Origin of the sequence: Streptomyces subrutilus, assembly GCF_001746425.1 — a bacterium.
GTDB classification, from domain to species: domain Bacteria; phylum Actinomycetota; class Actinomycetes; order Streptomycetales; family Streptomycetaceae; genus Streptomyces; species Streptomyces subrutilus_A.
In genome coordinates this window covers 5,433,269-5,453,936 of sequence record NZ_MEHK01000001.1, presented here as the reverse complement: position 1 = coordinate 5,453,936, position 20,668 = coordinate 5,433,269, and the positions used below count along the sequence as shown (strand labels likewise).

Genomic DNA, 20,668 nt, shown 5'->3' with positions numbered 1-20,668 from the left:
CCTGCCCCGGAATCCGTCCGGGGGCCCTGGGCCCGGCGACACGTCGTACACACCCCCGCGCCCCTGCGCGTACGCCCGTCAGTGCTCGCGCGGGGCGGGCACCACGCGCTCGACCTCCGGATGCACCGTCAGGAGCTGGCGCATGGCGCTCTCGGCGCCCGTGGCGTCGCCGGTGGCGAGGGCCTCGACCATCCGCGCGTGGTGCGCGACGCAGGTCTCGCTCGGGCGGTCGCAGGCGGCGATGGGGCTGCCGGAGACATTGAGCGCGGCGGAGACGATGCCGGAGAGGTGCTCGAGCATCCGGTTGCCCGCGACCTGGATCAGGAGCCCGTGGAACTCGTTGTCCGCGCGGGCGAAGGTGATCGAGTCGCCCTGGCCGAGGGCGTGGCCCATGATCTCGACCATGTCGGCGAGGCGCTGCTGGATCTCCGGGCGGCCGTGCCCGGCGGCGAGGCGGGCGGCGAGCGGCTCGATGGTCCAGCGGAGCTCGTTGAGCTCGCGGCGCTGGTCGTCGCGCTGGGGGCCGAAGGCGCGCCACTCGATGATGTCGGCGTCGAGCAGGTTCCAGTCGGCGACCGGGCGGACCCGCGTGCCGACGTTCGGGCGGGCGCTGACGAGGCCCTTGGCCTCCAGGACCCGGAGCGACTCGCGGACGACGGTCCGGGAGACCTCGAAGCGCTGGCCGATCTCCTCGGGGACCAGCGGGCGGTCCGCTCCGAGGTCGCCGGAAACGATCATCTGGCCGAGCTGTTGGACGAGTTGGCCGTGCAGGCCGCGGCCGCGGCTGCCGGCGGCGCGGCGGCCGACGCGGCTCAACTCCACGTCGGCGCCGTCCCAGTGGGGCGCTCCGACCCGGTCGGCCCCGGGGGTCTCCGCGTAGGGGTAGCGATTGAGTTCGCCCGGGCCGGCGAGGCCGGAGTCGGCATGGCGGGCGGCGGTCATCATGGTGTGCGCAAGGGTACTCACGAATCCTTTGTCGGCCGAGCTTCCATCGCCCTTGAGGTCTTTGGTGAAAAGCACACGAAAGGGTGATCGGTGCCACCTGCGCAATTGACGATTTATCGTAAAGAACCGGGCCCTTTTCGGGGAGTTGCGGTCCGGGCCGCGCCAGGTGGACTTCAACGGTCCCGTACGGGCCTTCTGCGCATAGGAACGGTCACCAACGGACCCTGCTGCGCAGTCCGGTGAACCCATAGGCGCACAACAGGACCATCAGCGACAACACCAGGGCGGTGCCGACGGGTTGGGCCATCACCCGCAAGGCCCCCAGGACCAGGCGATCCGCTTCGGGCGGCCACTGCACCCAGGCCAGGCTCCGCAGGCGGGGGCCGAGTCCGGTGACCGGGTAGGCCGACGAACCCTCCAGCACCTTGCGCACCAGAGGCACCACCAGCACCGGTACGGCGACCACCGCGGCCAGGCCGGCGGTGGCGGACCGGAAGACGCCCGAGGCCAGGACGCCGGCCCAGGCGCAGCCGATGAGCAGGCCTGCCCAACTCGCGGCCGGGGAGAGCCATTGCGCCGGGGTGCGCAGCGGGCCGCTGTCGAAGACGAGGGCCAGCGCGGCGGCGTCGGCCACCACCACCAGGGCGCCCAGCAGCAGGGCGAGGGCGGCGCAGACGCCGAGCTTGGCGGTGAGCAGTCCGAGGCGGCGGGGCACGGTGCCGCGATCGGCGGCGAGCGCGGGGTAGCGGTACTCCTCACCGAAGGCCAGGGCTCCGAGCAGGCCCGCGCCGAGGGCGGCGGGCGGCAGCGGCAGCAGCTCGGGCCAGGCGGCGAGCAGCCGGTTCTGCGGGGTGTGCCCGGCCCGGGCCAGGACGAGGGCGGTCAGGACGGAGACGACGGCGACGAGCGCGGCGGTGAGGACCGCAGTGGCGGTGCCGAAGACCCGGTGCAGCTCGTAGCGCAGGGGCCGCACGGGGCCGCCGACGCGGCGCACCGCAGAGGCGGGCCGCCGCGACCGTGCCCGCCGGGCCGTCCCGCCCCAGGAGGCATCGCCCGATCCCGCCCCGGAGGCCGTGTCGGACGCCTCGCCGCAAGCAGCGCCGGACGCCGCACCGGAGGCGGTCTCGGCGGCGGCCCGGGCGTGCGGGACCGGCGGCGTGGGAGCCCCGGTGTCTCCGGTCTCGTCGGCGAGCCGGTGGACCAGCACTCCGTGCTTGAACGCCGCCTCCCCGACCTCCGCGCAGCTGCTGCCGTACACCGACAGGCGGCTGCCGCTCTCCTTGACGATCTCCACCGCGCGCTGCGCGGCCCGGGCCTCCCGGCCCAGTACGTCGGCCAGCCGGGCCGCGTGCGGGGTGCGCACCGCGACCCGCGGCCGCAGCCTGGTCCGCGCGAACTCGGCCGCGTCCTGGTCGGCGACGAGCCGCCCCGCCTCGACGCTGACGACCCGGTCGGCGTGGCGTGCGGCCTCCTTGGCGTCGGCGGTGGTGAACAGCACCGCTCCGCCGAGGGAGGCGTGCCCGCGCAACAGCCCGTAGAGCCAGCCGCTCTCGCGGGGCGAGAGGCCGGCGGCGGGCTCGTCCAGCAGCAGGGTGCAGGGGTCGGCGAGCAGCGCCGCGGCCAGCGCGACACGGCGCTCCATGCCAAGCGACAGCGAGCCGAGCCGCTGGTCACGCAGGCCCGCGATCCCGACGACCTCGAGCATGGTGTCGGCCCGGGAGGCCGGCACCCCCGCGGCGGCGCAGAGCATCCGCAGCTGGTTGCGTACGGTGCGCGCGGGGTTGCCGGGGACGTCGCCGAGCAGGACGCCGACCTCACGGCCGGGGTGCGGGATCCGGTGCAGCGGACGGCCGCGGAAGTAGGTGACGCCGCGGCCGCGTTCGAGTTCGAGCATGAGCCGCAGTGCGGTGGTCTTGCCCGATCCCGGCTCGCCGAGCAGGGCGGTCACGCTCCCCGGGAGGACCTCGAGGGTGAGGTCGTCCACGAGGGGCGGGGCGTCGCGACGGGGGGTGCTGGTGAGTCCGATGGCCTGGAGCATCGCTTCTCTCGCGGGATGTGAGACCGCTCTGCGGCAGCGTGAATACCTCAAGCAAGATAACGCGATATGTCCGATTTGCGGCGCAACCGGTCCGATGGGATGCCAGTATCGCCATCGGGTTGGCTCCCGATGCCGGGGCCCGGCCGCGAGCCCGGAGGGCTGTCGCGCCCTCAGACCTCCGGGCGCAGCATCGGCGGGTTGAGCAGGGTGGCCCCGCCGGCCCGGAACAGCTGCGCGGGGCGCCCGCCCTGACGGGTCGTCGTCCCTCCGGCCGGCACCAGGAACCCGGGGGTCCCGGTGACCTTGCGGTGGAAGTTCCGCGGGTCGAGGGCCACGCCCCAGACGGCCTCGTAGACCCGGCGCAGCTCGCCGACGGTGAACTCGGGCGGGCAGAAGGCGGTGGCCAGGGACGAGTACTCGATCTTCGAGCGGGCCCGCTCGACGCCGTCGGCGAGGATCCGGGCATGGTCGAAGGCGAGGCCGGCGGAGGTCTCCTCCTCGGACGCCAGCAGCTCGTCGACGGGGGCCCAGCGGGCACTGTTGGCGTCCCCGCCCGCGCGGGGCGCCGGCAGGTCCGGAGCCAGCACCAGGTGCGCCACGCTGACCACGCGCATCCGCGGATCGCGCTTCGGATCACCGTACGTGGCCAGCTGTTCGAGATGGGCCCCGTTGCCCACGCCCGGCACGGCCGGGTCGTGGGCGCACAGGCCGGTCTCCTCGGAGAGCTCCCGGGCCGCGGCTCCCGCCAGGTCCTCGTCTCCGCGGACGAATCCGCCGGGCAGCGCCCAGCGCCCCTGGAACGGCTGCTCACCCCGCCGCACGACCAGCGCACACAGTGCGTGGCGCCGCACGGTGAGCACGACCAGGTCGACGGTGACGGCGAAGGGCGGGAAGGCCGACGGGTCGTAGGGCGACATGCCGCGATCATAGTCGTCTGCTTGACGATAAACAGCGCTTTGGTGACCTCGAGGCCGTCGTTCTACCGGCCGGAGGCATCCCGCCGCGGCGACAGGACGCCCCTAGCCTCCCAGTTGGAGCGCATCCGCGGCCTCCTCCACCATGCCGAGGCCGAGCCGGCTGACCCGGACGGCGAAGGGCTTTCCCGATACGCGCAGGCCGGAGAGGCGCAGCGCCCCCAGGGGTGCGCCGGGGAGCGGGACGAGGGCGACCGTGCCCGCCGGGGCGTCGGGCCGGATCCCGGCGAGCGCGGTCAGGACGTGGACCCCGGCCGCCGCGGCCACGGCGGCCGGACGGCAGGCCGCCGGGTGCGGGAGCGGGGCGCTGCGGGAGACGCGCTGCTCGGCCGCGAACATCTCCGGCAGCCGGTACCCGAAGGTCTCCGCCGCGTCCAGCAGGCCCCGGAGCAGGCCCGCGGCCTCCTTCTCGAAGCCCGCCTGCGCCAGTCCGGCCACGGCCACGGCGCTCTCGTACGCCCGCACCGCACCGGAGCGGTGCCCGAACGGGTTGTGCCCGGGCTCCTGGAGGGCCATGCTCCGCAGACCCCATCCGCAGTCCATGGCGGGGGCTCCGAGCAGCCGCGCCACCTGCTCGGTGCGGGCCCGGTCCAGGAGGCCCGGGGCGAGCCGGCCCCCGCTGAGGAGGCCGGTGTCGAGCAGGTGCGCGGCGGCTCCGGTGAGCCGGGGCAGCGGCCGGCCGTCGGGGTGCAGGGCCGCCGCCGGCCGGCCCCCGTCCGGACCGTCGATCCAGAACCGGGCCTGGAACCGCTCCCGCAGCGCGGCCGCCCACTGCCGCCACTCCTCGGCTCCGGGCCGCCCGCACGCGGCGAGCAAATCGGCTCCGAGCAGCGCGGCGCGGTGGGCGTGGGCCTGGGTCTCGCAGCGCCGGGGGCCGGGGTCCGGGTCGGCCAGGAACCCGTCGGCGCCCAGTGCGCCCCGCAGCCAGTCGAGGCACCCCTCGGCGGCGGGGAGCAGCCGGGCCACGCCGTCCTGCGGCATACCCCAGAGCCGGGCTTCGGCGAGCACGGCGGGGAAGGCCAAGGTCGCCTCCGTACCGGTGCAGCCCGGCGGGAGCTGGGGGCCCGCCCCCCGTAGCGGGCCCGGGATCCTCCCCGCGCCGGGGCCGCTCCCGCCGTGCCGGCTGCGGGCAAGGATCCGCAAGGTGGCCTCGGCCAGCCCGGTCCCGAGCGGCAGTGCCATCCGCGCGGCCCAGAGCGACTCCGCCGGGGCCAGTCCCAGCCGCCATGGCACCCCCGCGGCCACGAAGGCGTCGCCCGGCTCCGCGGGATCCCTCAGCAGCAGCGCCCTCAGGTCCTCGACGCTGGTCCTGAACCACGCCTCGGCTCGCGGGTCGTCCCCTTCCGCCCGGGCGTCGGCGAGCGGGTTGGCCACCTGCCCGGCGGGCGCCCGCGCGACGCGGTCCTGCGTGGTCCGCAGCTCGATGGTGCGCGACTCGCCGGGCCCCAGCTCGAGCACCCAGCGCAGCAGCCCGGACGAGGCCAGAGCGTCGTCCGGCGGCGGATCGGCGGCGGTGACGGCCTGCGCCCCGCCGGCGCTCCACCGCAGGCCGGCGGCGTGCACCCCGGCGGGCACCTCGGGCCCGCAGTGCCCGGCGGCCACGGCTGCCAGCTCCGCCAGGTCGGTGCCGAGCAGTACCTCCACGGGCAGCCGGACCGGCCGGGCGGCGAAGCTGCGCAGGGTGATCCGCTCGGTGCCGTCCGCGTGCCGGACCCGCTCCACTCCGATGTCCGGGTCCGGGCCGGGCTCGGCTCCGGTGCGCACCGTCGCGGTGAAGGCGGCCCGGTCGGCGCCGAGGCTGCGTCCCTGGACGGCCACCGGATCACGCCCGCCGACGCGCAGCACGCAACGGGACAGCAGCCGGCGCCCGGCGCGGTAGATCCCTTCGATCCCCCGCCCCGTCAGCTGGCCGTGTTCGGGCGAGATGGCCAGACAGGGCGCGGCGACGCAGATGACGGCGCCGTGCGCGGGCGGCAGCTCGTGTCTGCGGGCTGCGGGCACGCCCGGTGGTCGGAGAGGTGCGGGGTGAGACATGCGTCGCCTTGTCTGCGCTCCGGTCGGTTCAGCTGGGCGGCGGCGCGGCCGGGCCCCCGCCGCCCTCCAGGGGAACGCCCCCACCCCCGCCCGGGTCACGGGCCGCGGCGCCGGACGAGCGCGGCCGGGGCGGGTGGCGCGCCGCACGGCGGCCCCCAGAGATCTCCCGATGCGCCGCAGCAGGGGGCAGCCGCGGAGCGCGCGGGCGCTCACTGCCCGCTCCCCGCGGTGCGGCGGGGCTCGCGGCTCGGAGCCGGCTTGCCCCGGCGGCCGGGGGGACGCGCACCGGCCGGGCGGCGGCCCCGCCGTGGCTCGCGGCTCCGCCGCTCCTCCCGCAGGCACTGGCGCAGTCCCTCGGGGTCGATGCCCTCGTTGCAGGCGTGGTGGAGCAGCTGGGCGAAGCGGTATTCGGCATCCGCCCGCAGGGCCAGCCCGAGGGCGATGCGGGCGGTGGGCTCGTCCCCGGTGGACCAGGAGACCCAGCCCGCCAGGGTGAGCGGAGCCGCCGCGTGTTCGCCGTACGCGCCGACGCAGCGGCGGGCGAGGGCCCGCCACAGCCGCAGGGCGGGGCCCGCCTCCTCGTCCTCCATCCACTCGGCCGCGATGTCCCGGATCTCGCGGTCCTGGAGGCCGAGGATGAGGGCGGCCGCCTCGTCGTGGCCGAGCAGCGCGTCGTCCCGGTCGTCGGCGTGGATGCCCTCGGCGGGCGGGGCGAGGGCGATCCGCCGCATCAGCGCCCGGGCCAGTGCCAGGGTCTCGGCGCCGACCTCCTGCCGGGTGGCCCCGTCGAGGATCTTGGGTACGAGGGCGGCGGCCGCCTGGTCCAGGGCGCGTTCCATCTCCGCGGCCACGGGGCCGCCCAGAGGCGCCAGCCGTCCCTCGATCTCCTTGAGCGAGCCCCGGACCTGGAGGCCGGCGAAGGTCGCCGCGGCGGCCATGACCGAGGTGCCGACGGCGGCAAGCGGACTGCCCTCGGCGGGGCAGCAGCGCTGGTCGGGGCAGACGTAGGACCAGAAGCGGCCGGCGGAGAGGCACAGCGCTTCGAGCACGGGCACGTCCAGCGCGCCGCAGGCCAGCCTGATGCGCTGGGCGAGCGGCCGCAGCCGGGTCATCACGCGCTGCCCGCTCTCCCCGCTCTGCGGCTCCTGGCAGAGGAAGACGACGATGCCGTCGGGCTTGACGCCGCGCCGTTCGCTGCCGCGGATCAGGCAGTCGGCCACCTGCCGTGCGGTGTCCTCCCATTCCGCGGGAGTGGCCGGGATGCCGACGCGCAGCCGGCCGCCGAAGCGGCCGCCCTCGCCGTGCACGGCGACCATGACCAGGGAGTCGGTGGGGTGGAAGCCGAGCATGTAGGGCAGCGCGTCGGCCAGTTCGGCCGGGCTGCGCAGGGTGATCCGGGAGTCGGTGGTGGAACCGGCGGTGCTCGTGGACGGCCGGTCGGACGGGTTGCGTGATGCCTGCTCGTTCGTCATGCCCCGAAGGTCCCGCGCAAGATCCGATCACGAAAGCCCTGTGGATAACCATTTCAAGTTTCAACATCCACAGGCTCAGAGCGGCATTGGCGCGATGTCGGAGGCATCGGGTTGCATGGGGGCATGAACGCAGACCTGAGGTCCTCGGCCGACTCCGTACTAGCCCGCCTCGTGGGCGACCCCACGGGCACGGCTCGGCTGCGTGAGGACCAGTGGCGGGCGATCGAAGCGCTCGTCGCGCACAAGCGCCGGGCGCTGGTCGTCCAGCGCACGGGCTGGGGCAAGTCCGCGGTGTACTTCGTCGCCACCTCGCTGCTGCGGGCGAGCGGCGCCGGACCCACCGTGATCGTCTCCCCGCTCCTCGCGCTGATGCGCAACCAGGTCGAGGCCGCCGCCCGCGCCGGCATCCGCGCCCGCACCATCAACTCCGCCAACCCCGAGGAGTGGGAGGGCATCCAGGCCGAGGTCGCGGCGGGCGAGGTGGACGTCCTGCTGGTCAGCCCGGAGCGGCTCAACAACCCCGACTTCCGCGACCAGGTCCTCCCCAAGCTCTCCGCCGCCACCGGCCTCCTCGTCGTGGACGAGGCCCACTGCATCTCCGACTGGGGGCACGACTTCCGCCCGGACTACCGCAGGCTGCGCACCATGCTGGCCGATCTCCCGCCGGGCGTCCCGGTGCTCGCCACGACCGCCACGGCCAACGCCCGCGTGACCGCCGACGTCGCCGAACAGCTCGGCACCGGCGCCGGCACGGACGCCCTCGTGCTGCGCGGCCCGCTGGACCGCGAGAGCCTGAGCCTGGCCGTGCTGACGCTGCCCGACGCGGCGCACCGGCTGGCATGGCTCGCCGACCACCTCGGCGACCTGCCCGGCTCCGGGATCATCTACACGCTGACGGTCGCGGCGGCCGAGGAGGTCACCGCGTACCTGCGCCACCGCGGGCACACGGTGTCCTCGTACACGGGGAAGACGGAGAACGCCGACCGGCAGCAGGCCGAGGACGACCTCCAGGCCAACCGGGTCAAGGCGCTGGTGGCCACCTCCGCCCTGGGCATGGGCTTCGACAAGCCCGACCTCGGTTTCGTCGTGCACCTCGGCTCCCCCTCCTCTCCCATCGCCTACTACCAGCAGGTCGGCCGCGCCGGCCGCGGAGTGGAGCACGCGGAGGTCCTGCTGCTGCCCGGCCGGGAGGACGAGGCGATCTGGCAGTACTTCGCCTCGGTGGCCTTCCCGCCCGAGGAGCAGGTGCGCCGCACGCTGGACGTACTCGCCCAGGCGGGGCGGCCGCTGTCGCTGCCCGCCCTGGAACCGCTGGTCGACCTGCGCCGCACCCGGCTGGAGACGATGCTCAAGGTGCTGGACGTGGACGGCGCCGTGCACCGGGTCAAGGGCGGCTGGACCTCGACCGGCGAGCCGTGGGCCTACGACGCCGAGCGCTACGCCTGGGTCGCCCGTCAGCGGGCCGCGGAACAGCAGGCCATGCGCGACTACGCGGCGGCCACCGGGTGCCGGATGGAGTTCCTGCGCCGCCAGCTCGACGACGAACAGGCGGCGCCCTGCGGCCGCTGCGACAACTGCGCCGGAGCCCGGTTCACGGCGGAGGTGTCCACCGCGGCGCTGGACACCGCCCGCGGCGAACTCGGCCGCCCGGGCGTGGAGCTGGAGCCGCGCAAGATGTGGCCGACGGGACTCGCGGCGGTCGGCGTCGATCTCAAGGGCCGCATCCCGGCCGGGGAACAGGCCTCCACGGGCCGGGCGCTGGGCCGGCTCTCCGACATCGGCTGGGGCAACCGGCTGCGCCCGATGCTCGCCCCGCAGAGCCCGGACCAGCTGATCCCCGACGACGTCGCCCAGGCCGTGGTGGCGGTCCTCGCCGACTGGGCCCGCGGACCCGGCGGCTGGGCCTCGGGGGCCCCGGACGCGCCGGCCAGGCCGGTGGGCGTGGTCGCGCTGCCCTCGCGCAGCCGGCCCCAGCTGGTCGGCTCGCTGGCCGCGCACATCGCGGAGGTGGGGCGGATGCCGCTGCTCGGGACGATCGCCTACACCGACCAGGTCCCGGAGTACGGCCTGCCCTCCTCCAACAGCGCCCAGCGGGTACGCGGGCTCCACCAGGCCTTGAGCGTGCCCCCGGCCCTGGCGGCCACACTGGCCGAGGCAGCGGGACCGGTGCTCCTCGTGGACGACCGCGCGGAGAGCGGATGGACCCTCGCCGTCGCCGCCCGGCTGCTCCGGCGGGCAGGCGCGAAGGGGGTGTTCCCGCTGGTACTGGCGCTTCAGCCCTAGCCGAATGCGTCATCTCCGGCCTGACGGGGCAAGGATATGAACGGCATACCGGCGAATTCCGGTCGGCGACTCCAATTGCTCGTTGCCGCATGCTCGCGGGCCACGCGAGAATTGGAGTGCTCCCGCCCGGCTCCCCGGCATCCTCCTGGGCCGTGCTGCGGCGCGCCCACACTCCAGCCGTGCCCGTCCGCGGGCGTGTACCCGAAGGGAGGACCGTGACCTTCGGATTCGCCCCGCCCTCGACCACGTCCCTGACCACGGCAACCGGCGGCGCCAGCCGGCACGGCCGGCTGCTGGAACCCGCCGAGTGGACGGCGGCGGGCATCCCCCTGCTCCGCAATCCGCGCGAGGTCGTCAGCGGCCTGCACTCCCGGCACGGCCCCGTGCCCTCGACCGCGGTCATCGCCGTCCTCGGCCCGGAGGAGCAGCTCGTCGCGAGCGCCTCCTTCGTGCAGCGGTCGGCCACGGCCGACGGCTGGGAGTACCGCAACGCGCTGCTGTCCCGCCTGCGCCGGGTCCTCCCGCACGACCTGCGGCGCCGGACCCCGGTGCGCACGGCGGTGCTGCTCTACTGCCGCGAGGGCGACGAGCGGTGGACCGAGGAGGACGGTGCCTGGATGTGGGGGCTGCGGGACGCCTGCACCCTGCACGGGCTGCGCTGCGGCGCGTACATCACGCTGACCCGCGGGGGCTGGCAGGTCCTGGGCGAAGGCCGCGGCGGCCGCCGGCCAAGCTCGGACTCGCGCCCCGAGCGGCTCGGCGACACGGCGGCCGAGTTCGCCCCGATCGCCCTGCACACCGGTGGCGGCGCGGCCGAGGCACTGCGCCGAACTGCCGCCCGTTGAGCCCCGCAGGCCTCCCGGCGGACGGGGGCGTGCGTACGGCGCATCGGCCCTCGGGCTTCGGCGGGGCCGGCCCACGGCCCGCCCCGCCCCGCCCCCCGGCCGTACCGGGCAAACGGGGCCTCAGACGCCCGCGCCCAGTACGGAGTTGGTCTGCTGCGGGTCACCGCACACGATCAGCAGTGCACCGGCCCGCGTGAGCGCGACCGGCAGGGAGCCCGCGACCGTGTCGACCGCTCCGCCGTTGACGGCGAAGACGACGACGGGACGGCCGCCGGCGCGCTGGACCTGAGCGGCGTCCGCGTAGAAGACGTCGTCCCCGGCGTCGTGCAGGGCCCAGTACGCGGCCTCGCCGAAGGACAGCTCGTGAGCGGCCCACGGGTGCGGGTCGCCGGTGGTGAGGACGAGGATGTCACCGGGCGCGCGCCCGGTGTCGAGCAGCAGGTCCACGGCCTCTTCGGCGGCGTCGAGCGCACCTTCGGCGGAGGCCGGGATCAGCTGGATCTGCGGCACCGCCGCCGAGACGGACGGAGCCGCGGGGCCGGCGGGAACGGGTCCGGCGGCCGCCTGCGGCGCACGCTGCGCGGGCGGGACGGGCCTGGGGGCGGCACCAGCCGGGCGGCTCGCCGCCGCGGGGGCGGGGCCGGGGCGTCCGGGCCGCGGGACGGCTGCGGGACGCGGACCAGGTACGGGGCGGGGGGTCTGCGCGGTGCGGCTCGGCGCCGGCGTGACGCGGGGACCCTGGGCACTCTCGTGAATCTGAGGCTCCTCGATGGCGTGGTGAGAGGCGTGACGTGATGACTGTCAAACACCGGTACGAAACGTACCGGGCGGTGGCACGTGGGTGCGATCAGAAATCGAAGCCGAGTTGGCCTCCGTTTTCCAGCTCCATCGACTCCTCGCTGCGGCGCTGCTTCTTGAGATGGCGCCACCGGGGAAGCGCGTCGAGGTACGACCAGGAGAGCCGGTGGTAGGGGGTGGGTCCCAGCTCCCGCAGCGCCGCCTTGTGCACGGGCGAGGGATATCCGGCGTTGGCGGCGAAGGCGAACTCCTCGAAGCCGCCGCCGTGTCCGCCGAGTTGGGCCATCATCCGGTCGCGACGGACCTTGGCTATGACCGAGGCCGCCGCGACGGCGACGCACGACTGGTCGCCCTTGATCACCGTGCGGACCTGCCAGGGCGCGCCGAGATAGTCGTGCTTGCCGTCGAGGATGACCGCGTCGGGCCGCACCGGCAGGGCGCCCAGGGCGCGCTCCGCCGCCAGCCGCAGGGCGGCGGTCATCCCCAGCTCGTCGATCTCCTCCGGGGAGGCGTCTCCGAGTGCGTAGGCCGTGACCCAGGTCTCCAGGACGCCGACGAGGGCGTCGCGTCGCTTGGGTGTGAGGAGTTTGGAGTCGGTGAGCCCGGCGGGCGGCCGGCGCAGGCCGGTGATCGCCGCGCACACGGTGACGGGACCGGCCCAGGCTCCTCGTCCGACTTCGTCGACCCCGGCGATGACCTTGGCGCCGGTGGTTGCACGGAGGGAGCGTTCGACGGTGTGGGTGGGTGCTTCGTACGGCATGGCGCCAGCAAGGGTACGCCGCCCCGCGCCGCCTGCACACCCCGCCCCGGGTCGGGCCGGGTTCCGGCCGCCCCGCCGGTCCCCGTCGACCCACGCCCGACCCCATGCGCGCTCCCGCGCCCGCTCCCGCGCCGCGGCTTTCGCGCCGGTCGGCGCCGGCCCCGCCACGCCGGTCGCCTCGGTGCCGGCGACGCCCGCCTTCGAACCACCCTTCGCTCCCGCACACCTTCACGCGCCCTCCGACACGGCCGGAGCCCCCTCCACCACGGGCCCCGCACCAGCCTGCCCGATCCCCTGCCTCACGGGCCCCCCGTCGAGCCCCCCGGCCGTCGCCCAGGCTCCGGACCAGGCGACTCCCCCCCCCGCCGGCCGCGCACCGGGTCGCAGTCGTGAAGGAACGACCGGGGCCGCGCGACTCGGCCCGAGCCCGCCCTCCCCAACTACCGCCGCGAGAATCGCCCGTTCGAGTGCGGGGCCCGCGACTCTCGGGGCGGTGCCCACGCCGCGAACGCCTAGTACTCGCTGCGGCTGCCGAAGGTCCCGAGCCGCGAGCAGACCTCACGGGTGGCAGCCACCGGCCGCTCGCGCAGGATCTGCCGGGCCCGGTGCTCGCCGAGGCTCATCGCGTACCAGGGGACGTCCCCGGCCCTGGAGATCTCCTCGCCGATCCCGCGCAGGGCGCAGGAGCGCTGGGGCTCGGGCAGCCGGTCGAGCGCCGGGGCGGCGTCCGCCGAGAGGCTCTGGAAGTAGTCCAGGTCGATCTTGCCGTCCGCCTGGAAGCGGGCGACGTTGCGCTCGGCGACCATCCCGTCCGGGGACAGCAGACCGAAGGCCAGGACGGCGGCCGCGGCGCTCCCGGCGATCACCCGCGGGAGCCGGCGCGCGCCGAACACCCCCGCGGCCATGATCAGTACGAGAACGAGGCCCAGCCAGATCTCCATCGCGGCCACGGACACCCGCAGGGTGGTCAGGCCGTACGCGTCCACGTAGAGGTCCATGCGGCGCAGCGCGGAGGCGACGACGACCAGCGTCAGCACGCAGAGCACCCCGAGGACGACGCGCACGAAGCGCCGGTCGCCGGCGCCGGAGCGCGGGGCCCAGCGCAGGGCCAGCGCGATCACGACGAGGGTGAGCAGGGTAGCCCAGAGCAGCTGCCAGAAGCCCTGCCGGGCGTACTCGGCGTAGGTGAGACCGGTGCTCTCCAGGACCTTGTCGTACCCGCCGAACAGGACGGCCAGCTGTACGGCGTTGAAGCCGGCGAAGAGCAGGTTGAGGACGACGAGCGGAAGCGCCCATTCGACGCGGGAGCGCGCCTTGCCGGGACTCACCTCGATCCGGTCCCAGCGCAAGGGGGCGGCCGCCGCGCGGGCGGCCGCCACGGCGAGGAAGCAGCCGAGCAGGAAGAGGACGATCCGGATGGGTCCGTCCTCGATGGAGATGTCGGGCGTCAGCGCGCCCAGCAGATCGGCGAAGGCCGCGTCGGCGGAGGCGAACAGCGTGCCGAAGAGGAGCAGGAGGGCCGCGGCCACGGCCACCGCCTTGGCCACGGGAAGCCAGCGGTCCTTGTTGCCGCCGCTGCGCGAGCGCAGGCCCTCCCAGGCCCATCCGAGCCCGGAGACGGCCGCCTCGAACACACCGAGCGGGCTGAGCAGGACACCGGGCCAGGTGCGGCTGCCGTGCAGGGCCAGCGCTCCGAGTAGGAGGGCGGCGAGGATCGCGAGGGTGGACGGCCAGGCCGAGTCGCGCAGCGCGGGTACGGCGAGGAGGGCGAGGCAGCCGACCGCCCAGACGAGGGTCCAGGGGCGGGCGGTACGACGGGCCGCGCGGGCGGCGGCGTACGCGGCGACCACCGCGGGTACGACGGCGAGCAGCAGGCCGGGACCCATGCCGTCGCCGAGGAGCAGGGCGGCGCAGAGGCCGGTGATCAGCGTCGCGGCAAGGGTCACGCCGCCAATCGGGGCGGCCTCGGCGGGCCGTATCCGGACCACCCACTCGGGCGGCGCGGAGGCCGCGGCCCGGGCGGCGGCGCTCCGTTGCCAGGCCTGCTGCCGTTGCCAGGCATGCCAGGCGGCGGCGTCGGCCGGGGTTCCACTGCCCGTCGGCGGTGCGGGCGCGACCGGTGGCGCCTGATCGGCGGCCGGCTCTCGGGCTGCTGCGCCCTCGGTCCGGTCGGCGGCTTTGTCCACCCCGTCGGTGTTCTCTGGCATCGGGTTCCCCTCCCCTGTCACCCCGCCCCCGGTTCGGGTGGGGCGGCGGAGCGGACAGCGTAGGCCGGTGCCAGTCGGTTTTGAACAGGATCAAAAGAGCCTGTGGCGGGACCGTGACAATCGCAGCGGGCGGATTCGCCCTGCTCGGAAGCCCGTCCCCATCCCCATCCGCCCCATCCGAGCCCCCGTTGCCGGCCCCCGCCCCGGCCGCCGCGTCCGATGAGTTAGCGCGCCACCGCCTCCGGCAGCCAGGCCGGCAGGGCCTCGGTGCGCGCCAGCCACGCGGCAGGCAGCGCCTCGTCGCCGCGGGCGCCCAGCACGCCGCCGACGATCGCGCAGGTCGTGTCGACGTCGCCGCCCACCTGTGCGGTGGTCCAGAACGCCCGCTCGTAGTCGTCCAGCGAACGCGCCGCCGACCATAGGGCGAACGGCACGGTGTCATGGGCGCTCGTACGCCGCCCGCAGCCCAGGACCGCCGCGACCGTGGTCGCGTCGCCGTAGTCCAGCATGTCGCGTGCCCGGCGGAGCCCCGCGCCCACGGCGCTGCGCGGCACCAGGGCGATCACCCCGTCCAGCAGGTCGGCGGCCTTCGGCGGGCCGGCCGGAGCCGCCGCGAGCGCGGCCGCCGCGGCGACGGCCATGGCCCCGCAGACGGCCTCGCGGTGCTGGTGGGTGGTGTAGGCGGAGATCTCCGCCTGGTGCGTTGCCTGCTCGGGGTCGTCCGCGTACCAGGCGCCCAGGGGCGCGATGCGCATGGCGGCGCCGTTGCCCCAGGAGCCCTGGCCGTTGAACAGTTCGGCGGCGAGCGTGCGCCAGTCCTGGCCCTCCCGGACCAGGCGCAGCATCCGGTTCACGGCCGGTCCGTAGCCCCGGTCGAAGTCGTGGTGGTGGGCGAAGGAGCTCGCCAGCGCGTCCTGGTCGATGCGTCCGTGCTCGGCGAGCACGGCCACCACCGAGCAGGCCATCTCGGTGTCGTCGGTCCACTGCCACGTTTCGTTGCCGACGGGCAGTTCACGCCGCTTGAGGAGGGGGTAGTTCACGGGGACGAAGTACTGGGAGCCCAGGGCGTCCCCCAGGGCCAGCCCGCGGAGGCTGGACAGGGCGCGTGCGTAGCGCCGTTCGGAAGTGGAGTCAGGCGTCATCGCGGGTCACTCTAGCCGTCCAGGTCGTAGGGCTCAGGTGTGGTCCACCGCTCGAAGGGGCGGTCCATCCGGTACCGGCCGTCCGGGCCCAGCACGAGCGTCCGGAATGCGCCGTTCTCGGGGTTGGACAGGGCCTCGAACTCGGCCACCGACCAGTGGAACCACCGCATGCAGAACAGCCTCATGGTCAGCCCGTGCGTCACCAGCAGCACGTTCTGCGGATGGTCCGGGGCCTCGAAGCTGCGGTAGAGGCTCTCCAGGAAGGAGCCGACCCGGTCGTAGACGTCGGCGCCCGACTCGCCCTGCGCGAAGCGGTAGAAGAAGTGCCCGTATGCGTCCCGGTACGCCTTCTGGAGCCGTACGTCGTCCCGGTCCTGCCAGTTCCCCCAGTCCTGCTCGCGCAGTCTGGGCTCTTCGCGCATCCGGACCCGCGTGGGGTCCAGCCGCAGTTCCCGGAAGGTCTGCAGGGTCCGGCGGTAGGGGGAGACGTACGCGCTGATCGTCTCGTCGCCGAAGAGCTCGCGCAGCCGTACGCCGACCGCCGCGGCCTGCTCGCGCCCGGTCGCCGTCAGCCGCAGGGCGTGGTCGGGCTCCCGTTCGTACACCGAATCGTCGGCATTCCCCTCTGATTCCCCGTGCCGGACGAGGACGATGCGCCGTGGTCGAACCATCCCACGACCCTATTCGGCCATCGGCGGGCCCACCGACCGGGCACGCCGGAAGGGCCGCCCGATCGTCCGACGGTCATACCGGTTCAGACGGTCCAGGAGGGTTCGAGATCGACGACGTCGCCGGTCAGGGCCTCGACGTCGGCCTGGATCTGGGCGCGCAGGGAGAGCCGCTCGACCCGCTCCTGCCGGTACTTGCCGTGCTCGGCGGCCGCGTGCCACATCGACAGCACCAGAAACTCCCGGCCAGGGGCCTCGCCGAAGAGGCCCCTGATCATGCCGGGAGAACCCGCCATGGCCGGATTCCACACCTTCTCCTGCATGAGGGCGAAGTGGTCGACCCGGCCCTCACGGACCCGGGTGTGCGCGACACGTACCACGTCGGCGTCCGTGAAGCGCGGCTCGAAGCCGGTCTTCACGTCGAAGCGGTGGTCGAAGAGGGTCACGCGCGGATGGGTGTAGGTGCCGTTCTGCGCGGCGGCCAGCCGGTCGTGGCTGCGGGCCATGAAGGAGTCGTAGAAGGAGCGGCTCTCCCAGAACGCGAAGACGTGCGCGACCGACTGCCGGCCCCGGCTCCAGCCGCCGCCCTGCCCCCGGAATCCCGGCTCGCCCGGCAGCCCCGCCCATTTTCGCTGCCCCCGCTCGAACCCGCGTCGGTCCGTCACCGTGCAGCGAATCCACTTGACCAGCACGGCGCCATCGTACGGTCCCGGCGCGGCCCGGGTCAGTCCCCGGCGAGGTACATCCCTACCAGTTCGACCGCATCCCGCTCGTGCAACCGAAGCCCGAACTCCCGGTCGGCCACGCCGAGCAGCGCCGCCCTCGCCCGTCGGGACCTCCCCCAGGGCGCACGCGCCAACGCCGAGGGCGGTGGCGCCCGATACCGAGCCCCACCGCCCTCAACCGCTGTTCTTCACGCCCAGCCGGCGCGCGGTCAGCTGCAGCCGCTGGTGGAGCCGCAGCCCTCGCAGATGTAGCAGGAGCCGGCGCGCTGCATCTTCGTGCCGCAGGAGAAGCAGAGCGGGGCGTCCGCGGAGACCCCGAGCTGCATCTCGACCAGTTCGGCGCTGCTGTGCGCCGTCTTCGGAGCCGGGACCGGCACGGCGGGCGCGACCGGCTTCGGGGCCGACGGCACCGCGGCCAGCGGGGCCGACTGCGCCAGGGACTCGGTGTCCAGCTCGTCCTCGAGGGGCTCGTAGGAGCCGGTCTCCAGGTGGCGCTGGCGCTCCTCGGCGGTGTGGATGCCGAGCGCGGAGCGGGTCTCGAAGGGCAGGAAGTCCAGCGCCAGGCGGCGGAAGATGTAGTCGACGATCGACTGCGCCATCCGCACGTCCGGGTCGTCCGTCATGCCGGCCGGCTCGAAGCGCATGTTGGTGAACTTCGAGACGTAGGTCTCCAGCGGCACGCCGTACTGCAGGCCGACCGAGACGGCGATCGAGAAGGCGTCCATCATGCCCGCCAGGGTCGAGCCCTGCTTGGACATCTTCAGGAAGACCTCGCCCAGACCGTCGTCCGGGTAGGAGTTCGCGGTCATGTAGCCCTCGGCGCCACCGACCGTGAAGGAGGTGGTGATGCCCGGGCGGCCCTTGGGGAGGCGCTTGCGGACGGGACGGTACTCGATGACCTTCTCGACGGCGGCGCGGATGGTCTCCTCCGTCTTGGCGGTGACCTCCTCCTTCTCCTCCTCCTTCTTCTTGGCGGAGAGGGGCTGGCCGACCTTGCAGTTGTCGCGGTAGATCGCGAGCGCCTTGACGCCCATCTTCCACGCCTCGAAGTAGATCTCCTCGATCTCCTCGACGGTCGCCGTCTCCGGCATGTTGACCGTCTTCGAGATCGCGCCGGAGATCCAGGGCTGGATCGCGGCCATCATGCGGACGTGGCCCATCGCGGAGATGGAACGCTCGCCCATCGCGCAGTCGAAGACCTCGTAGTGCTCGGTCTTCAGGCCCGGGGCGTCGACGACCACACCGTGCTCGGCGATGTGGGTGACGATCGCCTCGATCTGCTCCTCCTGGTAGCCCATGCGGCGCAGGGCCTGCGGCACGGTGCCGTTGACGATCTGCATCGAGCCGCCGCCGACGAGCTTCTTGAACTTGACCAGGGCCAGGTCCGGCTCGACACCGGTGGTGTCGCAGGACATCGCGAGACCGATGGTGCCGGTGGGCGCCAGGACGGAGGCCTGGGAGTTGCGGAAGCCGTTCCGCTCGCCGAGGCGCAGGACGTCCTGCCAGGCCTCGGTCGCCGCGGCCCAGATCGCGCTGTCCAGGTCCTCGGTGCGCGGCGCGACGGCGTTGGCGTCGGCGTGCTGCTTCATGACGCGCTTGTGCGACTCGGCGTTGCGGGCGTAGCCGTCGTACGGACCGACGATGGCGGCCAGCTCGGCGGAGCGCTTGTAGGCGGTACCGGTCATCAGCGAGGTGATCGACGCGGCGAGGGTGCGGCCGCCGTCCGAGTCGTACGCGTGGCCGGTGGCCATCAGCAGGGCGCCGAGGTTGGCGTAGCCGATGCCCAGCTGGCGGAAGGCGCGGGTGTTCTCGCCGATCTTCTGCGTGGGGAAGTCCGCGAAGCAGATGGAGATGTCCATCGCGGTGATGACGAGCTCGACGACCTTGGAGAAGCGCTCGGCGTCGAAGGACTGGTTGCCCTTGCCGTCGTCGTTCAGGAACTTCATCAGGTTGAGCGAGGCGAGGTTGCAGGACGTGTTGTCCAGGTGCATGTACTCGCTGCACGGGTTGGACGCGGTGATGCGGCCGGACTCGGGGCAGGTGTGCCAGTTGTTGATCACACCGTCGTACTGGATGCCCGGGTCGGCGCAGGCCCACGCGGCCTCGGCGAGCTTGCGGAAGAGCGCCTTGGCGTCGACCTCCTCGATGACCTCGCCGCTCATGCGGGCCCGCAGCCCGAACTTGGTGCCGTTCTCGACGGCCGTCATGAACTCGTCGTTCACGCGGACGGAGTTGTTGGCGTTCTGGTACTGGACGGACGTGATGTCGTCGCCGCCCAGGTCCATGTCGAAGCCCGCGTCGCGCAGGGCGCGGATCTTCTCCTCCTCCTTCACCTTGGTCTCGATGAAGGCCTCGACGTCCGGGTGGTCCACGTCCAGGACGACCATCTTGGCCGCGCGGCGGGTGGCGCCGCCCGACTTGATCGTTCCTGCGGACGCGTCGGCGCCGCGCATGAAGGAGACGGGGCCGGAGGCGTTGCCGCCGGAGGAGAGGAGCTCCTTGGAGGAGCGGATGCGGGAGAGGTTCAGGCCGGCGCCGGAGCCGCCCTTGAAGATCATGCCCTCTTCCTTGTACCAGTCGAGGATCGACTCCATGGAGTCGTCGACGGCCAGGATGAAGCAGGCGGAGACCTGCTGCGGCTGGGGCGTGCCGACGTTGAACCACACCGGGGAGTTGAAGCTGAAGATCTGGTGCAGGAGGGCGTAGGTCAGCTCGTGCTCGAAGATCTCCGCGTCGGCGGGCGAGGAGAAGTAGTCGTTGTCCTCGCCGGCTTTCGTGTAGGTCTTCACGATCCGGTCGATCAGCTGCTTCAGACCGGTCTCGCGCTGCGGGGTGCCGACCGCCCCGCGGAAGTACTTGCTGGTGACGATGTTGACCGCGTTCACCGACCAGAAGTCGGGGAACTCGACACCACGCTGCTCGAAGTTGACCGAGCCGTCGCGCCAGTTGGTCATGACGACGTCACGGCGCTCCCAGCTCACCTCGTCGTACGGGTGCACGCCGGGGGTGGTGTGGATGCGCTCGATACGCAGGCCGCCCTTGGCTGCCTTGGTTCCCTTGGCGCGGGAACCACGTGCCGAGCTGCTCGCCGTCTCTGTCATGCCAGGCCTCCCATATGCGGGCAAAAACGCCCTAAAGTGCCAGCGTTATTCCGCGGCACGGTGCTGTGTCTCTGTATCTACGTCTCTTCGCGCGACTCACCGGCCACACCGCGGAGCGCGAGCACCGCGGGGAGGGCCGTCCGGTCAGTCGGCGGCGGAGGCGGGCACGGGGACCGATCCGGTCGCCCCGTGCTCGCACTCTTCGGGGTGAGGCCGCCGCTCGCGCAGTTCCGCGATGGCGGTCTCGAAGTCTTCAAGGGTGTCGAACGCTTTGTAAACGGACGCGAAGCGCAGGTACGCGACCAGGTCGAGCTCCTGCAACGGGCCGAGTATGGCCAGACCCACGTCGTGGGTGGTCAGCTCGGCACTCCCGGTGGCGCGCACCGCCTCCTCGACCCGCTGGCCGAGCTTGGCGAGGGCGTCCTCGGTGACCGGCCGCCCCTGGCACGCCTTGCGCACGCCGGAGATGACCTTGGTACGGCTGAAGGGTTCGGTCACCCCGCTGCGCTTGATCACCATCAGCGAGGCCGTCTCCACCGTCGTGAAGCGACGGGAGCAGTCGGGGCACTGACGGCGCCGGCGGATCGACGTGCCGTCGTCCGTGGTGCGGCTGTCGACGACGCGGCTGTCGGGGTGCCTGCAGAAGGGGCAGTGCATGGTTCCCTCACCCTCCCTC

At 73.8% G+C, this 20,668-nt stretch carries 15 protein-coding genes; 2 read left to right on the top strand and 13 right to left on the bottom strand.

Annotated features, from left to right (window positions below; all coding sequences use genetic code 11):
- Positions 1-78: 78 nt before the first annotated feature.
- The 5 genes from BGK67_RS25610 to BGK67_RS25590 form a co-directional block, all read right to left on the bottom strand.
- Positions 79-966: a FadR/GntR family transcriptional regulator gene (locus BGK67_RS25610; protein WP_079154368.1), complete on the bottom strand. Its 888-nt coding sequence runs from the start codon at positions 964-966 to the stop codon at positions 79-81.
- A gap of 190 nt (positions 967-1,156) precedes the next feature.
- A complete protein-coding gene (locus BGK67_RS25605) occupies positions 1,157-2,983 on the bottom strand; it encodes an ATP-binding cassette domain-containing protein (protein ID WP_069922278.1) in 1,827 nt (608 codons plus the stop codon).
- A gap of 170 nt (positions 2,984-3,153) precedes the next feature.
- Positions 3,154-3,900 carry an NUDIX hydrolase gene (locus BGK67_RS25600; protein ID WP_069922277.1) on the bottom strand — a complete coding sequence of 249 codons (747 nt, stop codon included), beginning with the start codon at positions 3,898-3,900 and terminating at the stop codon, positions 3,154-3,156.
- Positions 3,901-4,002: 102 nt separating this feature from the next.
- A complete protein-coding gene (locus BGK67_RS25595) occupies positions 4,003-5,991 on the bottom strand; it encodes a glycogen debranching N-terminal domain-containing protein (protein WP_069922276.1) in 1,989 nt (662 codons plus the stop codon).
- A gap of 209 nt (positions 5,992-6,200) precedes the next feature.
- Positions 6,201-7,463 carry a DUF4192 domain-containing protein gene (locus tag BGK67_RS25590; protein WP_069922275.1) on the bottom strand — a complete coding sequence of 421 codons (1,263 nt, stop codon included), beginning with the start codon at positions 7,461-7,463 and terminating at the stop codon, positions 6,201-6,203.
- 123 nt (positions 7,464-7,586) lie between these two features.
- Here BGK67_RS25590 and BGK67_RS25585 point away from each other — a divergent pair, with 123 nt between their 5' ends.
- The gene (locus tag BGK67_RS25585) at positions 7,587-9,746 is read left to right on the top strand and encodes a RecQ family ATP-dependent DNA helicase (protein ID WP_069922274.1); all 2,160 of its coding nucleotides are present in this window, start codon (positions 7,587-7,589) and stop codon (positions 9,744-9,746) included.
- Positions 9,747-9,961: 215 nt separating this feature from the next.
- Positions 9,962-10,591 carry a hypothetical protein gene (locus BGK67_RS25580; RefSeq protein WP_069922273.1) on the top strand — a complete coding sequence of 210 codons (630 nt, stop codon included), beginning with the start codon at positions 9,962-9,964 and terminating at the stop codon, positions 10,589-10,591.
- Between the two features lie 120 nt (positions 10,592-10,711).
- Here BGK67_RS25580 and BGK67_RS36530 read toward each other — a convergent pair whose 3' ends face one another.
- From BGK67_RS36530 to nrdR, 8 genes are all read right to left on the bottom strand, one after another.
- A complete protein-coding gene (locus BGK67_RS36530; RefSeq protein WP_079154367.1) occupies positions 10,712-11,362 on the bottom strand; it encodes a hypothetical protein in 651 nt (216 codons plus the stop codon).
- Between the two features lie 76 nt (positions 11,363-11,438).
- Complete coding sequence (locus BGK67_RS25570) at positions 11,439-12,149, bottom strand: ribonuclease HII (RefSeq protein ID WP_069922271.1); 711 nt, start codon at positions 12,147-12,149, stop codon at positions 11,439-11,441.
- A 512-nt stretch (positions 12,150-12,661) separates the two neighbouring features.
- Positions 12,662-14,356, bottom strand: coding sequence for a DUF4153 domain-containing protein (locus tag BGK67_RS25565; RefSeq protein WP_079154366.1), 1,695 nt, complete (start codon positions 14,354-14,356; stop codon positions 12,662-12,664).
- A gap of 224 nt (positions 14,357-14,580) precedes the next feature.
- Positions 14,581-15,498, bottom strand: a complete 918-nt coding sequence (locus BGK67_RS25560; RefSeq protein WP_069922270.1) for an ADP-ribosylglycohydrolase family protein — start codon at positions 15,496-15,498, stop codon at positions 14,581-14,583.
- Positions 15,499-15,509: 11 nt separating this feature from the next.
- Entirely contained in the window at positions 15,510-16,169 is a 660-nt protein-coding gene (locus BGK67_RS25555) for a histidine phosphatase family protein (RefSeq protein WP_069922269.1), read from the bottom strand.
- 83 nt (positions 16,170-16,252) lie between these two features.
- A complete protein-coding gene (locus BGK67_RS25550; protein ID WP_069922268.1) occupies positions 16,253-16,858 on the bottom strand; it encodes a YdbC family protein in 606 nt (201 codons plus the stop codon).
- A 242-nt stretch (positions 16,859-17,100) separates the two neighbouring features.
- Entirely contained in the window at positions 17,101-19,992 is a 2,892-nt protein-coding gene (locus tag BGK67_RS25545; protein ID WP_069922267.1) for a vitamin B12-dependent ribonucleotide reductase, read from the bottom strand.
- Positions 19,993-20,136: 144 nt separating this feature from the next.
- Positions 20,137-20,649, bottom strand: a complete 513-nt coding sequence (gene nrdR, locus BGK67_RS25540) for a transcriptional regulator NrdR (RefSeq protein WP_069922266.1) — start codon at positions 20,647-20,649, stop codon at positions 20,137-20,139.
- Positions 20,650-20,668 lie beyond the last annotated feature (19 nt).